Source organism: Microbacterium sp. NPDC089698, from assembly GCF_044749045.1.
In the GTDB taxonomy this organism is placed as follows: domain Bacteria; phylum Actinomycetota; class Actinomycetes; order Actinomycetales; family Microbacteriaceae; genus Microbacterium.
The window spans coordinates 195,750-210,083 of the sequence record NZ_JBIVHE010000007.1 but is presented as its reverse complement, the minus strand read 5'-3'; the positions used below and the strand labels follow the sequence as shown (position 1 = coordinate 210,083).

The 14,334-nt window shown below is 73.0% G+C and carries 11 protein-coding genes; 7 read left to right on the top strand and 4 right to left on the bottom strand.

What is annotated here, in order from left to right:
- Positions 1-17: 17 nt before the first annotated feature.
- On the top strand, positions 18-1,451 hold the full coding sequence (locus ACIPY5_RS17900) for a phosphotransferase (protein WP_309339650.1): 1,434 nt from the start codon (positions 18-20) through the stop codon (positions 1,449-1,451).
- On the opposite strand, the gene ACIPY5_RS17895 is transcribed toward ACIPY5_RS17900, so the two are convergent.
- Together ACIPY5_RS17895 and ACIPY5_RS17890 are read right to left on the bottom strand one after the other, a co-directional pair.
- The gene (locus ACIPY5_RS17895) at positions 1,397-4,876 is read right to left on the bottom strand and encodes an ATP-dependent DNA helicase (RefSeq protein WP_400973279.1); all 3,480 of its coding nucleotides are present in this window, start codon (positions 4,874-4,876) and stop codon (positions 1,397-1,399) included. The genes ACIPY5_RS17900 and ACIPY5_RS17895 overlap by 55 nt on opposite strands.
- Positions 4,877-4,956: 80 nt before the next feature.
- Positions 4,957-8,181 (bottom strand): ATP-dependent helicase, encoded by a 3,225-nt coding sequence (locus ACIPY5_RS17890; protein WP_400973111.1) that lies wholly within the window; start codon positions 8,179-8,181, stop codon positions 4,957-4,959.
- 164 nt (positions 8,182-8,345) lie between these two features.
- Between ACIPY5_RS17890 and ACIPY5_RS17885 the strand changes: the two genes are divergently transcribed.
- From ACIPY5_RS17885 to ACIPY5_RS17875, 3 genes are read left to right on the top strand one after another with little or no spacing between them, the layout of a single operon-like run.
- A complete protein-coding gene (locus tag ACIPY5_RS17885) occupies positions 8,346-8,570 on the top strand; it encodes a DUF3107 domain-containing protein (protein ID WP_292723510.1) in 225 nt (74 codons plus the stop codon).
- A gap of 15 nt (positions 8,571-8,585) precedes the next feature.
- On the top strand, positions 8,586-8,873 hold the full coding sequence (locus tag ACIPY5_RS17880) for a hypothetical protein (RefSeq protein WP_400973108.1): 288 nt from the start codon (positions 8,586-8,588) through the stop codon (positions 8,871-8,873).
- 7 nt (positions 8,874-8,880) lie between these two features.
- A complete protein-coding gene (locus tag ACIPY5_RS17875) occupies positions 8,881-9,402 on the top strand; it encodes a hypothetical protein (protein WP_400973105.1) in 522 nt (173 codons plus the stop codon).
- 41 nt (positions 9,403-9,443) lie between these two features.
- On the opposite strand, the gene ACIPY5_RS17870 is transcribed toward ACIPY5_RS17875, so the two are convergent.
- Positions 9,444-9,758, bottom strand: a complete 315-nt coding sequence (locus ACIPY5_RS17870; RefSeq protein WP_400973102.1) for a metal-sensitive transcriptional regulator — start codon at positions 9,756-9,758, stop codon at positions 9,444-9,446.
- Between the two features lie 78 nt (positions 9,759-9,836).
- Here ACIPY5_RS17870 and ACIPY5_RS17865 point away from each other — a divergent pair, with 78 nt between their 5' ends.
- On the top strand, positions 9,837-10,022 hold the full coding sequence (locus tag ACIPY5_RS17865) for a hypothetical protein (protein WP_400973099.1): 186 nt from the start codon (positions 9,837-9,839) through the stop codon (positions 10,020-10,022).
- Positions 10,019-11,719: an FAD-dependent oxidoreductase gene (locus ACIPY5_RS17860; protein ID WP_400973096.1), complete on the top strand. Its 1,701-nt coding sequence runs from the start codon at positions 10,019-10,021 to the stop codon at positions 11,717-11,719. Before ACIPY5_RS17865 ends, ACIPY5_RS17860 begins: the two co-directional genes overlap by 4 nt.
- A gap of 30 nt (positions 11,720-11,749) precedes the next feature.
- On the opposite strand, the gene ACIPY5_RS17855 is transcribed toward ACIPY5_RS17860, so the two are convergent.
- Complete coding sequence (locus tag ACIPY5_RS17855; protein WP_400973094.1) at positions 11,750-12,463, bottom strand: ferritin-like fold-containing protein; 714 nt, start codon at positions 12,461-12,463, stop codon at positions 11,750-11,752.
- Between the two features lie 210 nt (positions 12,464-12,673).
- Between ACIPY5_RS17855 and ACIPY5_RS17850 the strand changes: the two genes are divergently transcribed.
- Positions 12,674-14,197, top strand: coding sequence for a DEAD/DEAH box helicase (locus ACIPY5_RS17850; protein WP_400973091.1), 1,524 nt, complete (start codon positions 12,674-12,676; stop codon positions 14,195-14,197).
- The last annotated feature ends 137 nt before the right edge of the window (positions 14,198-14,334 follow it).

Sequence of the window (14,334 nt, the reverse complement as noted above, 5' to 3'; positions counted from 1 at the left end):
CGACCTACCCTGGTGACATGGCTCGCTCACCCTTCACTCTAGCCGCGGCGGTCACGGCGGCGGTGCCCGGAGCCGATGTCGTCGGCGCCCGCGCCCTCTCGGCCGACGGCGACGCCCGTTTCGACTCCGCCGTGGCGACGCTGGCCGACGGCACCGAGGTCGCGATCCGCGCGTCGAACGACGACGAGACCGCCTCCGAGCTCGCCAAGGAGAGCCTGGCGCTTCGCGCGCTCACGCCGGGCGCACGCTCGATGCTGCGCTTCTCCGCCCCCGAGCACCTGGGCGACGGGCGTGTCGGCGACACGCGCGCCCTGGTCACGACGCTCCTGCCCGGCTTCCAGATCGACGCGGCGGACGTGCCGTCCGGGCCCGGTGCCGCCGTCGCGATCGGCAAGGCGATCGCCGGGGTGCACGCGCTGCCGGTATCCGTGGTGCGCAACGCCGGCCTCGCCGAGCGGACGCCGGCGGAGGCGCGCGACGATGTGCGCGTCCTCATCGACCGCGCCGCGTCCACCGGAAGGGTCTCCGCCCGTCTCACCGTGCGATGGCGCGAGGCCGTCGAGGCGGACGACCTGTGGCGCTTCGAATCCGCGGTCACCCTCGGCGGCGCGCATGCGGAGTCGTTCCTGTTCGCGGACGATGACGAGCGCGGCCCGCGGGTCACCGGTGTCGTGGGCTGGCACGCCCTGTCGATCGGCGACCCCGCGGTCGACCTCGCCTGGCTGACCATGGCCGCCGACGCCCGCTCCGATGTGCTGGACGCGTACGCGTCGGCCACGCTGCGCGCCCCCGACGCGGGTCTCGCCACGCGTGCGCGCCTGCTCGCCGAGCTCGAGCTGGCGCGCTGGCTGCTGCACGGCCACGACACGCACCGCTCCGACATCGTCGATGACGCCGCGCAGCTGCTGGACGCCCTCGCCGACGGCATCCACGACGACCTGGCCCCGCGTGCGGGAGCCGGTGCCGGCGTGGACGAGGCGATGTCCGCGCTGGACCGGGTGCCCGCGACCGGCGCGACCCGGATCGACACCTCGATGCAGACCGACACCTACGACGCGAGCGCGTTCGCCGGGATCTCGATGGACGACACCTCCGCCTTCGGGCCGCGGGGCGCCGCACACCCCGACGCCGAGCCCGATGAGGATGCGCCAGAACCGGACGAGCAGGATGCCGCGCCGCACGACGCCGCCCGGGAGGACCTGACGGCCACCGGTGCGATCGAGGACCTGGATCCGAACGCCACCGAGGATCTCGGCGACCTGCGCGAGTCCTTCTCCACCGGCAGCGGCCCGCTCGGCAGCGACCAGGACGAGGACGGAGAACGCCCGGCCCGGCCCGGCACGTTGCTGCCGAGCGAGGGCGGCATCGCGGGCTCGGACTCCGACGTCGCAGAGGCTCACCGCGCGGCGCGCGCCGCGTTCCAGCGCTGGACCAGCGCCTCCTCCGAATAGACGACGTCTCCCCGCAGCACGAGATCGTCGGCGACGTAGAACAGCGCCACGTCGATCTCGTCGAGGGGCACGCCGAACCGGCGGTGATACGCGAGCCGGTACAGCGCGAGCTGCAGCATGCGCTCCTCGCGCTCGGCCGCTGTCGCCGGGGGCCTTCCCGTTTTCCAGTCCACGATCTCGATCCGCCCGCCGCGATCCTCGCGCCGGTAGACCGCGTCCAGCTTGCAGATCACGATGCGCGCGGGCTCGCCCTCACCGACGGGCAGGGCGAAGTCGATCTCGGTCTCCACCGCGATCGGCCGGAGAGGCGCCCATTCGCTGCGCTCGAAGATCTCCCGCAGACGCGCGAGGTCTTCGGCATCCGCACGGGCGATCTCATCCCCTGCGCCGCCGACGGGACTCGCGTCTCCCCCGGACAGCGAGGAGAGATCGTCGTCCAGATCCCACAACGCGTCATCCAGTGAGGTCCCGACGCCGACGGATCCCGAGCGGTGCTCGACCCAGGCGTGGAACAGTGTGCCGAGCCTGGTCTGCCGGTACGGGCGCTCCGGCATGGGACGGGCGATCGTGCGGACCGTGCCGCCGTAGTCGGTGACGTAGTCCTTGAAGCGCGAGGCGGGCACGCGCGTGGGTGCATCCGCGACCGTGCCGCGCTGCCGCGCCGCCCGCTCGGCCAGTAGCCGCTCGAGCTCCTCGCTCGGTGCCGGCGCGGTCGGATCCGCGATCGCCCGACGCACTTCGTCCGCCGCGCCGGCGACCCGCGCCCTGCGCCCGCCGAGCGGATCCATCGGCCACACGCTGGTGCGTGCCGCGCCCTCGTAGGGGTTGTCCTCGGATTCCGGGGCGGGCAGCGGGTCGAGCCCCAGCTCCTCGATCGCCTCGAGCAGGTACGGGCTGGGCTTGCGCATGTTCTTCTGCCCGGACCAGTGCGAACCGGTCAGCAGCAGGTCGGTGCGCGCCCGGGTGACCGCGACATAGGCGAGCCGACGCTCCTCGGCGCGCTGGTAGTCGCGGTAGTCGTCCTTGAACCGGCGCAGCGCCCCGCCGTGCGGGTACGCCTTGGTGACGCCCGCGGCGAGCGAATCGAGGGCCGCCTTCTCCCGCTTGCGAGGATCGTCGCCGGCTGCGTCGGCAGCGGACTGCGGATCCCACGCGAACCGCGGGAGCGCGTCGCTGTCGCCGCGCAGGGCGAACGGCACCACGCCGAAGCCGAACCAGCCCTGCGCATCGGAGATCCGTCCCGGCAGCTCGTCCTCGACGAGCCGCACGACCGCGACCGCGTCCCACTCCAGGCCCTTGGAGCCGTGGATCGTGAGCAGCTGCACCACTCCGGGTTCCGGCGGCTCGGTGCGCGGCATGAGCTCGTCCGTCATCTCGGCCTTGTCCAGCCACGCGAGCAGGCTCGAGATCGTGCCGCGGTCGTCCGCGACGAGGAACGCGCGCACCTCGTCGCCGAACGCGCGCAGCTGGGTCGCGGCGACTCTGGCGGGCCCTCGCGTCTCGTTCACGGCGAGCTCGATGTCCAGGCGCAACTCGGACTCGATCGTACGGATGAGCTCCAGGATCGGCTGACCGGCCGCCCGCCGCAGCCGCTCCAGCATCTCCCCCGCCGCACGCAGCCTCGCGCGGCCAGTGGGACTGATCCGCTCCAGCAGTCGGTAATCGTCGCGGGCGGAGCGCACGAAGTCGACCGCATCGACGATCGAGACGGCCTCGTCCGCGCCGCGCGAGGAGCGCAGGCGCTGCTTGAGCTCATCGGTCAGGGGTGCGAGCGATCCGTCCCGGACGGCGAGCTCGCGCGCCAGGTCGTAGAGCGCGGCCATGTCGGCGACGCCGATCGCGAAACGCGGCCCGACGAGCAGCCTGATGAGCGCGGATCCCGCGGTCGGATCGTGGATCACCCGCAGCGCCGACACCACGTCGACGACCTCGGGCGTCGCCAGGAGTCCGCCGAGGCCGAGGATGCGGTGCGGGATCCCCTGCGCGGCGAGAGCGCCCGCGAACGTCTGCATGTGCCGCTTGGAGCGGAACAGGATCGCCCCGGTGTGTTGACGCGCATCCTGGAGGCGTCCCGCCTGCACCTCGTCGTGCGCGGCGCGGCGTTCCGCGAACCAGGTCGCGACCGCCGCGGCCTCGTCGTCCGCGGTCTCGCCGTACTGCACCTGCACGCGGCCCGCACCGGATCCGGGCCGCGGCTCGAGGGCCGGCACGTCGAGTCCGGGGCGCTGCAGCGGGAGCAGCAGGCGGTTGGCGACGTCGAGGATCCGCTCGTCGTTGCGCCAGCTCGTCATCAGGCTGTACGTCTCGGCGGTCCGCTCCTCGGCGAATGTGCGCCCGAAGGCGTACAGGTTGTCGGCGCTCGCGCCGCGCCACCCGTAGATCGACTGGTGCGGGTCGCCCACCGCCATCACGGCGCCGTCGCGGAACAGTGCGGCGAGGAAGCGCGTCTGGATCACGGAGGTGTCCTGGTACTCGTCCAGCAGCACGATCCGGTGCTGCGCGCGCAGCTCCGCCCGCACCTCGGCCGAGGCCTGCACGATGTCGAACGCGCCGCCGACCTGGTCGGCGAAGTCGAGCACGCCGCGACGCCCCTTCTCCGCGATGTACTCGCGGACCAGATCCGCGAGGATCGGCATCGTGCGGAGGTTGTCCACGGCCTTGGCCACGTCGGCGTTGCCGCGGTAGGGCTCGAAGTCGTCCGCCTGCCCGACCGCGATGCGGACCATCGCATCCAGGTCGACCCGGTGGTCGAGCACGTCGCCCGCGAGGCGCTGGACGGCATCGATCACGCCGTTCAGCGAGCGGTCCACCTCGTCGAGCCCGGGAAGGTCCGCGCGCAGCACGACGGCACGGGCGATGAGCCACGATGCCGACTGGCTGAGCATGGCGGAGTCGGGATCCCGGCCGATGTGGGCCGCGTGCTCGCGCACGATGCCGTCCGCGAAGGCGTTGTAGGTCGACACGCGCGGCCGGATGATGAGGTCCTCCGCAGCGCGGGGTGCGCTCGGATCCCACCCGGTGTCGAATCGCACGGCGAGTTCGTCCAGCACCTCGCGCTGCACGGCCGCGCGCTGCGCGGGAGCGGTCGCCGCCGTGACCCGGTCGAGCGCGCCGGTGCGCACGATCTCCGGAAGGTGAGGCAGCAGCCCGCGGCGCCCGTACTCGTCGATGCGATCGAGGCGCAGCGCGATCCGCTCGGCGAGCTCCCCCGCGGCCTTGCGCGTGAAGGTGAGGCCGAGGATCTCATCACGCTCGACGTGGCCGTTCGCGACGAGCCAGACCACGCGGCCCGACATGGTCTCGGTCTTGCCGCTGCCCGCGCCGGCCACGACGAGTGCCGGCGCAGGAGGCGCTTCGATCACGCGCTGCTGCGCCGCAGTCGGCGTGGGCAGCCCGAGGGCCGCCGAGATGTCGGTCGCGGCGATGCCGTGACCACCCTCCCAGGCAGCGGTCCCACGGTCGCGGACGGCCGGCGCGTCCCCGACGACCGGCCCCTCTGCGCCGCTCACGCGCTCACCGCCGGGATCGTGTGGATGCGGCACGGGCTGATCCGCACCTGGGTGTCGGCGCAATGCGCCTCGACCTGGGCTGTGAAGCTCGACGCCGCCATGCCGCGCCCTGCCTCGGCCACGCGCTCGAGGAACGCGGCTCGCGCCTCGTCGCCGAGGCGGTGCTGGTGCGCGACGCGGTAGGGGCTCTGGCCGATGGTCTGCGCGACCAGCACGAGGCGTGCTCCGGCGAGCGCGGCCGGATCCGCGTCCTCGACCTGTCCCTGTTCGACCGCGAGCTGGTACGCGGCCAGCTGGGCGTGCTCGGCCACGAGCGCCTCCGTCCCCGGCTCGTACTTGCCCGTCTTCAGGTCCACCACCACCACGCGTTCTCCCCCGGCGCCCTCCGCCATCGTGTTCCAGGTGCGCCCCCGGGCGGCCTCGTGCTCCCCGCCGCCCGCCGGATAGGCCTCGACGCGGTCGATGTAGCCGCTCACGACCGCCTGCTGAGCGGGCCTCTCCGCATCGACGGGGTGCGCGAGAGGCTCTGCCGCGAGGTCGACGGCGAACCGGAACCCGCCCTCCGAGGAGACCACCCGTCCGCCCTCGCGTCGCACCTCGGCCAGATAGTCGTGCAGACGCTGCAGGTAGAGGTCGGCCCTGCGGCGCTCCTTGGCGTCGATCCACGGCGTCTCGAAGTCAAGCTCGCCCCAGCGCTCCTCGAGGATGCGGCGCATGTCCTCCAGGTCGCCGTCCGGCACGTGCTCCATCGCCGCGTGCACGATGGTGCCGATCCCGGCCGACGGCGGCGCCACGGTATCGCCGCCGAGCGCCGACACGACCCAGTTCACCCCGCACTCCTCGAACGCCTCGAGCCGCGACGGCGAGACCGGCACGGATCCGGTGTCCAGGTCGCGCAACGGCCGCACATCGGACGGAGGGCGCACGCCGAACCACTCGTCCGGATCCGCCCCGGGGACGTCGGCCTCGGCGAGCAGGCGCAGCTGTCCCGCCGCCTCGGAGCGCGCGATCGGATCCGTCGAGGTCGTCAGCACCCTGCGGTGCTTCGCGACGAGTCCGCGCAGGGTCAGCGGGTGCGCATGCCGCTCCTGCGGAGGCAGCGGATCCGGCAGGAATCCGAAGAAGGCGCTCGGGCTCTGGTCGTCGTCGTCGACCGCCGTGACCAGCAGGCGGTGGCGCGCCCGGGAGAGCGCCCGCACGAACAGCCGCAGCTCGTCGTGCAGCGCCGCGCGACGCCGGTCGAGCGTCGAGTGCTCGTGCTCCGGCTCGCCAGAACGGGCCGCGGCCACCGCTTCGCCGAGCCGCCAGGTCTCCAGCAGCCCGCCGCGCAGCCGCACGTTCGGCCACACCCCGTCCTGCACGCCGGCGATCACCACGGCGTCGAACTCCGTGCCGAGCGCGGTCGCGGGCGTCATCAGGGTGACCGTGGCCGGACGCTCCGGGGCGGACAGGGAGTCTTCCGGCACCTCGCTGTCGAGAATGTCGTGGATGAACGCCTCCGGCCCCTTCTCCGGTGCGCGCTCGACCGAGCGCTTGGCCGCGTCGAACAGGGCGACCAGGGCATCGAGCGCTCGCGAGGTCTCGGCACCGGAGGGTGAGCTCGCCGCCTCCTGCCACGCGAGCGCGAGGCGCCGGCCGTCGGCGGCGCGCGAGGCGTCCCACACGCGCCAGAGCAGTTCGTGGATCGTCTCGCCGCGCAGCCGTGCTTCGCGCACCTCGTGCAGCATCGTGCCGAAACGGTCCGCGACGCGCGCCTCGGCCGTGTCCAGCCGGGCGAGCCCGGCGGGTTCCGCGATGCCGTCGCGCAGCAGCAGCCGTGCTGGGGCGGATCCGCCCGCCTCGAGCTCGAGGTGCCGCAGCCGCGCGCGCAGCCGCCGCAGCCCCACGCCGTCCAGCCCGCCGAACGGTGTGCGCAGCGCCTCCGCGAGCAGCTGCGGATCCCGTTCCGTCGGCTCCGCGAGCGCCAGCCGCACGATCCCCACGATGTCGCGCACGACCGTCTCGCTGCCGAGCGGGCGCTGCACGCCCGCCGCGCGGGTGGGCACCTCGCGGGCCGCGAGCTCCGCCTCGAGGGCTGCGACCTGGCGGGTGTCGTGCGCGATCACCGCCATGCGCTCCCAGCCGATGCCGTGGAGCAGGTGCCATTCCCGGAGCGTGCGCGCGATGAGATCGTGCTCCTCGTGCGGCGACGGCGCCACGAACGCCTGCACCGCGTCCCCCGGGGCATCGGCCGCCGCGGACCCCGGGGCGCGACGGTGCTCGATCCGCCCCGAGGCCCCGATCGTCTGGACGACGGTGCGGGTGAGCGCGGTGAGCGGCGGATCCTGCCGGTGCGCCTCGTCGAGCACGTGCACGTCGCCGAGCATGGCCACGAGGCTCGCGAACAGCTCGGGACCCGCACCGCGGAACGCCCCGGAGGAGATGTCCGGATCCCCGAAGGCGAGGACGGCGATCCCGCGGCTGCGGAGCGCGGCGACGAGGGCGACCCCGCCCGCGGTCAGCTCCTGCGCGTCGTCGATGAGCACGGCGCGCAGCCGGCCGAGAGCGCCCAGCATCTCCGCATCGGCGGTGCGCAGGATCGCGGCGGCCTCCGCGAGCAGATCGGCGGCGTCGCGGTGCGCGGCACGGGCGCGGTCGAGCACGCTGCGATAGGACAGGGCGAAGGATCCGACCGCGCGCCAGGCCGGGCGCTCCGACCGCTCCAGCTCGGCGGGGGTGACGCCCAGTTCGGTGCACTCGGCGAGGAACGCGCGCAGCTCGGAGCGGAACGCGCGCGATGAGCGCACCGCGGCGCCGAGGTTCTCGGGCCAGCGGCTGCGGATCCCCTCCTGCTCGTCCTCCGCCTCGCCGGCGAGCAGATCCGCGATGATGCGGTCCTGATCCGCTCCGGTCAGCAGTGCGGGCGGCTCCTGTCCCGCGTGCACCATCGTGCCGCGCACCAGCTGGAACGCGAACGAGCCCAGCGACCGGGCGAGCGGGCCGGGCGTCGCCACGCGGACGCGCACGCCGATCCGGTCGCGCAACGCGGTGGCGGCCTGCCGGTTCGGGGTCAGCGCGAGCACCTGCTCCGGAGCGAAGCCGCCCTCGAGGAGCGCCGCGACGCGCTCGACCAGCGCATGCGTCTTGCCCGTGCCAGGTGCGCCGATCACGGTGCCGACCGCGCCCGGAGGGGCGTCGATCACCGCGGCCTGCGCAGCGGTGGGGGCGGGCTGTGCGGGCATGCTCCCACGCTAGCCGCCGCGACCGACATCGCCGTGCGCAGACGCCTCCCGGCGGCCCGGCTCCGGCACCGCATCGCCCTGGGCGAACACCGACGCGCACGCGGTCCTCCCCCGCGAACCCCGCGATAGAGTGACGAGACCTCAACCTTTCAAGGAGCATTCCCGTGGAGATCCGCATCGGCATCATCAACACCGGCCGCGAGCTCAGCTTCGAGACCTCGGCCTCCGCGGACGAGGTGCGCGCGCAGATCGCCGGCGCCCTCGACCAGGGCGCGAGCCACGTGTCCCTGAGCGACACCAAGGGCAACTCCTACATCGTGCCGACCGCGAACCTCGGCTACGTGGAGCTCGGGACCGAGGAGTCCCGCCGCGTCGGCTTCGTGGCCTGACCCGAGGCCGGGAGCATGTACATCCTGCTCGCGCTGATCGCCGCCTGCGCACTCGGCGTCGTGGTGCACTACGCGATCCCGCACCGGGATCTCCGCGGAGTGGCCCTCGTCCCGGCGACCGCCACCGCCGTCGCGGCCGCCGCCTATGCGCTCGGCCAGTGGGCGGGACTCAAGGAGTCGAACGTGTGGCTGTGGCTGATCGCCCTCGGCGGTGCCGTCGTGGTCTCCGCAGCCGTCGGCGTGATCCTCACCCGGGTGCGCCACCACGGCGACGCCGTGCGCCGCGCCGAGCTCGGCGTCTGAGCACAGGGTGGTCGCCTCCTCCGGCGGTGATCGTGCGCGCACGCTGCGCGGAATCCGGATCTGCCTCGGCGTCCTGATCGCCGGGCTCGTGATCAGCGGCATCACCGCGTTCCCGCTGCGGGAGGAGCTCCACCTCGGCGCACGGCTTCTCGCCGGCACGCCGCTGCCGTCGGTCTTCCCCGATGCGGTCGGCTGGGTGGACCGCGTCGCAGGAGCGCTCGCGGACACGGGCGCCCGCTATCCGTTCCTCGCCTATGGCACGGACTGGCTGGCGTTCGCGCACCTCGTCATCGCCGTGGTGTTCCTCGGACCGCTGATCGACCCGGTGCGCAACATCTGGGTGATCCAATTCGGCGTGATCGCCTGCGCGGGAATCGTCCCGCTCGCCCTCATCGCGGGATCGATCCGCGGGATCCCCCTCGGCTGGCAGCTCATCGACATGTCGTTCGGGATCCTCGGCGTGATCCCCGTGGCGATCGCCTGGCGGCTGACCCGCCGCCTCGAGCGGATGCCTCTCGAGGCCGGCTGAGACGTCGCCAGGACGCGAGACCTCGCGGATCGAGGCTCGGGTCAGGCCAGCGAGAGGAACAGCTTCTCCAGCTCCTCCGGGTTCGGTGCGCCGTCGGCGCTGGGATCCGCCAGGCACTCCCGCAGCGCGGTCGAGATCACCAGGAAGCCGGCGCGGTCCAGCGCCTTCGTGACCGCCGAGAGCTGCTGCACGACGGTCCGGCAGTCCTCGCCGGACTCGACGGCGCCGATCACAGCCGCCAGCTGCCCGTGCGCGCGGCGCAGACGGTTCGCGATCTTCTTCGTCGCTTCCGGGTCGTGCGCTGCGGCGCGCGGCGCGTCCTCGGCGATCCCCGGGGTGATCTGGGTGCTGCTCATGCCGCAATTATACCCCGGGGAGTATGTTACGGTGATACTCCCCGGGGTATCCAAGACCGCCCGGGACGAGGAGTCGAGATGTGCCGTGCAGTGAACTGCAAGACGTGCGAGAAGACCACCTGGGCAGGATGCGGCCAGCATGTGTCCGAGGTGAGGCGCACGGTGCCCGCGGCGCAGTGGTGCGACGGCCGGCACACGCAGACCGAGGCCGACGCCGCGGCCCCCGCCAAGGCCGGGCTGCTCTCCCGGATCTTCGGGCGATGAGCATCGCCCTGGCAGACCGTCCGCGGCGGATCGTGATCGTCGGCGGCGTCGCCGCAGGGATGAGCGCGGCGGCGCGTGCCCGCCGCCTGGACGAGCGTGCAGAGATCGTCGTGCTCGAGCGCGGCGCGCACGTCTCCTTCGCCAACTGCGGCCTGCCGTACTACGTGGGCGGCGAGATCGAGGACAGGAACAGCCTGCTGGTGCAGACGCCGGCGACGCTGCGCGCCGCGCTCGATCTCGATGTACGCGTCCACCACGACGTGACCTCGTTCGACGCCGCCGCGAGGAGCGTGACCGTCCGCGGTCCCGAGGGCGAGGAGCAGCTGGCCTACGACGCGCTCATCCTGGCTCCGGGCGCCGTCGCGGTGCGTCCCCCGCTGCCCGGACTCGACTCACCGCGCGTGAGCACCCTGCGGACCGTCGAAGACGCGGTGCGGCTGCGCGAGCGCATCGAGGCGGGCGCCGAGGCGTCCGCGCGGCGCGCCGTCGTGCTCGGCGCCGGGTTCATCGGCGTGGAGGCGGCCGAGGCTCTGCGACGCCAGGGGCTGGAGGTCGAGCTCGTCGAGCTCGCGCCCCACGTGCTGCCACCGCTCGAGACCGAGATCGCGACACCGGTCGCCGCCGAGCTGCACCGTCTGGGCATCCGGGTGCGCACGGGCATCGCCGCCGAATCGGTCGAGCACCACGAGGACCACGACACCGTCGTGCTCGCGGACGGGACCCGCCTCGAGACCGACATCGTCCTGCTCTCCGTCGGCGTGCGCCCTGACACCGCCGCGTTCGAGGCCGCGGGCGTCGCCTGCGAACGCGGGGCCATCCTCGTCGACGAGCACGGCCGCACGAACCTGCCGGACGTCTACGCCGCGGGCGACGCGGTCCTCTCCGTCGATGCCGTCACCGGTCTGCGTCGGCCGGTCGCCCTGGCCGGTCCCGCGAACCGCGCGGGACGCGGCATCGCGGACCACATCCTCCGCCCGGACTCGGCGCGGCCGCTGCCCGCGCCCGTGGGCACCGCGATCGTCCGCGTCGGCGATCTCACGGCCGCACTCACCGGGGCGAACAGCACCGCGCTGAGCACCGCCGGCATCGAGACCGACACTCTGCATCTGCACCCCACGCAGCATGCCGGATACTTCCCCGGCGCCGCCCAGATGGCGCTCGTGGTGCACATCCGCCGCGGGGACGGACTCCTGCTCGGTGCGCAGGCCGTCGGCCGCGAGGGGGTCGACAAGCGGATCGACGTGCTGGCCACGGCGATCAGGGCGAGGCTCACGGCGGCCGACCTCATCGATCTCGATCTCGCCTACTCCCCCGTGTACGGCAGCGCGAAGGATCCCGTGAACCTCGCGGGAATGGTCGGGGCCAACGTGCTCGACGGCACACTCGCGCTCTGGTACGCGCAGGACTGGGACCGTCTCCGTGCGGAGGCCCTCATCCTCGACGTGCGCAGTGCGGCGGAGTACGCCGCGGGGCATCTCCCCGGCACGCTGCACATCCCGCACACCGAGCTCCGCGACCGTCTCGGCGAGGTGCGCGACGCCGCAGCGGGCCGCCCCGTCCGCGCCCTGTGCGGATCCGGCGTGCGCTCGCACATCGCGCACCGCCTGCTCGCGCAGTCCGGCTTCGACTCGGCATCGCTCTCCGGCGGGATGCTCACCGCCCGCGCGGTGCTCGGCGACGACGTCCTCGTGCCCTGAGCGCCACGGCCGGGCATCGCAGGCCCGTCGCTAGGACGCGAGGCCCATCGCATCCATGCGTCGGGCGTGCGCGCCCATCAGCTCGGTGAACACGGGCTCGAGGCGGTCGTTCTCGGCGCCGGGGAGGTGCGGGCGCAGGGCGGCGCGTGCCACCAGGATCGTGTCGCCGACCAGCCGGCGTCCCCACATCGACAGCAGCGAGCGCCACTGCTCGTCGCTCGCGATCGTGGCCTGCACGATCCCGATGATCTCGTGCCGGTCGTCCGCCTCGGAGAGGATCCTGGCGACCTCCGCCCCGGTCTCGCCGTAGCTGGATGCGAGCGCGATGTAGAAGTCGTCGAGCATGCCGGCGGTGAGGTACACGGCGAGCATGGTCTCCGCGATGCGCGGTCCGAGGGTCTTGCGCCGGAACGCGTCCAGCTGCTCCCGGAACGGGAGCATGACCTCGGTCGGCCGGTCGCCGTGCGCGGCGATGATCGCGACGATCGCGTGATGCTTGACGAGGGCCGCACCGGCGGCGCGGGACAGGATCTCCTTCTCGGCAAGATCGTCCGTCGCACGGATGAGGCGGGTGAGCGTCTCGAAGTAGCCCAGCTGCAGATAAGCGGCCTGGCCGAGGAACGTGTTCAGCTCGGGCGCCAGCTCGGCGAAATCGACGCGGGTCGCGTCGCCCAGGTCGCCTCGGGAGCGGAGCACCAGGGTGCGTCGCGGCGCCTTGTCGCGCTGCCAGAACCACCTCACCACGCGCCCAGCCTAGTGGAGCGGATCCGCCGGATCGGAGGCGGCGCGCACCCTGAGCGATCCGATCCCGGCGAGAAGAGCCCGCTCCGGTAGGCTGGATCCCGCTCCGGCGACGGATCGGAGCCCCGCGCCTGTGCATACGGATTCGGCGTGGACCCCATCAACGAGGCGGCGCCGCGATCGCAAGGCCCGCCGGACAGGCAATCAAAGACTGTGACTTCTTTCGCCGATCTCGGCATCGACCAGGACATCGTGGACGCCCTCGCGGCGAAGGGCATCGTCGACGCCTTCCCGATCCAGGAGCAGACCATCCCCCTGGGGCTGCCCGGCCAGGACATCATCGGACAGGCCAAGACCGGCACGGGAAAGACCTTCGGCTTCGGCATCCCCGTGGTGCAGCGCCTGGGCCTCGACCCCGAGCCCGGCGTCAAGGCCCTCATCGTCGTCCCCACCCGCGAGCTCGCGGTGCAGGTGTACGAGGACATGGATCTGCTGACCGGCAACCGCTCGACCAGCGTGGTCGCGATCTACGGCGGCAAGGCGTACGAGGGCCAGATCGATCAGCTCAAGGCCGGCGCGCAGATCGTCGTCGGCACCCCCGGCCGTCTCATCGACCTCGCCAACCAGCGTCTGCTCGACCTCTCGCACGCGACCGAGGTCGTGCTCGACGAGGCCGACAAGATGCTCGACCTCGGCTTCCTCGCCGACATCGAGAAGATCTTCTCCAAGGTCCCCGCGGTGCGGCACACGCAGCTGTTCTCCGCGACCATGCCGGGACCGATCGTGGCGCTCGCGCGCCGGTTCATGACGAACCCGATCCACATCCGCGCGAACGACCCCGACGAGGGCCTCACCCAGGCGAACATCAAGCACCTCGTCTACCGGGCGCACTCGCTCGACAAGGACGAGGTCATCGCCCGCATCCTCCAGGCCGAGGGCCGCGGCAAGACCGTGATCTTCACGCGCACCAAGCGCGCGGCGCAGCGTCTCGTCGACGAGCTCAACGACCGCGGCTTCAACGTCGGCGGCGTGCACGGCGACATGGGCCAGGATCAGCGCGAGCGCTCGATGGCCGCGTTCAAGGCGGGCAAGAAGGACGTGCTCGTCGCGACCGACGTCGCCGCCCGCGGCATCGACGTGGACGACGTCACGCACGTGATCAACCACACGATCCCGGACGAGGACAAGACGTACCTGCATCGCGCGGGCCGCACCGGCCGCGCGGGCAAGACCGGCATCGCCGTCACGTTCGTGGACTGGGAGGACCTGCACAAGTGGGCCCTCATCAACCGCGCGCTCGAGTTCGGCCAGCCCGAGCCCATCGAGACCTACTCGTCGAGCCCGCACCTCTACGAGGACCTGAACATCCCGGCCGGCACCAAGGGCCGTCTGGTCACCGCACCGGTGTCCGAGAAGCCCGCGCGCAAGCAGCGCGAGCCGCAGCGCGCCTCCGACGCGGCCGCCGAGGGCACGAGCGACGGCACCACGCGCCGCCGCCGTCGCCGCCGCAACGCGGAGGGCGAGGTCGGATCGACCTTCGCCGAGGGTGCCGAGGCTCCCGCCGCCAAGGCCTCGGGATCCGGTGACGCCGATCGCGCCGCCGAAGGATCCGGAACGCACGACGGCCAGGGCGCGGAGCACCACGACGGCAAGCCGGCCGCACAGCGCCGTCGCCGCCGTCGTCGCCGCCCCTCCGGCGGTGCCGCCGCGGGCAGCGCCCCCCAGCCCGGCGCCTGACCCCGCCAGCGCTCGTCCCTGCCCCGCGTCAGGCTCCTCTCTGACCGCGAGACTCCATCTGGGCGACGAGACTGCACTCCAAAAGTGCAGTCTCGTCGCCCATTTGCAGTCTCGCGGACAGTTGCCGTTGCCGGGCG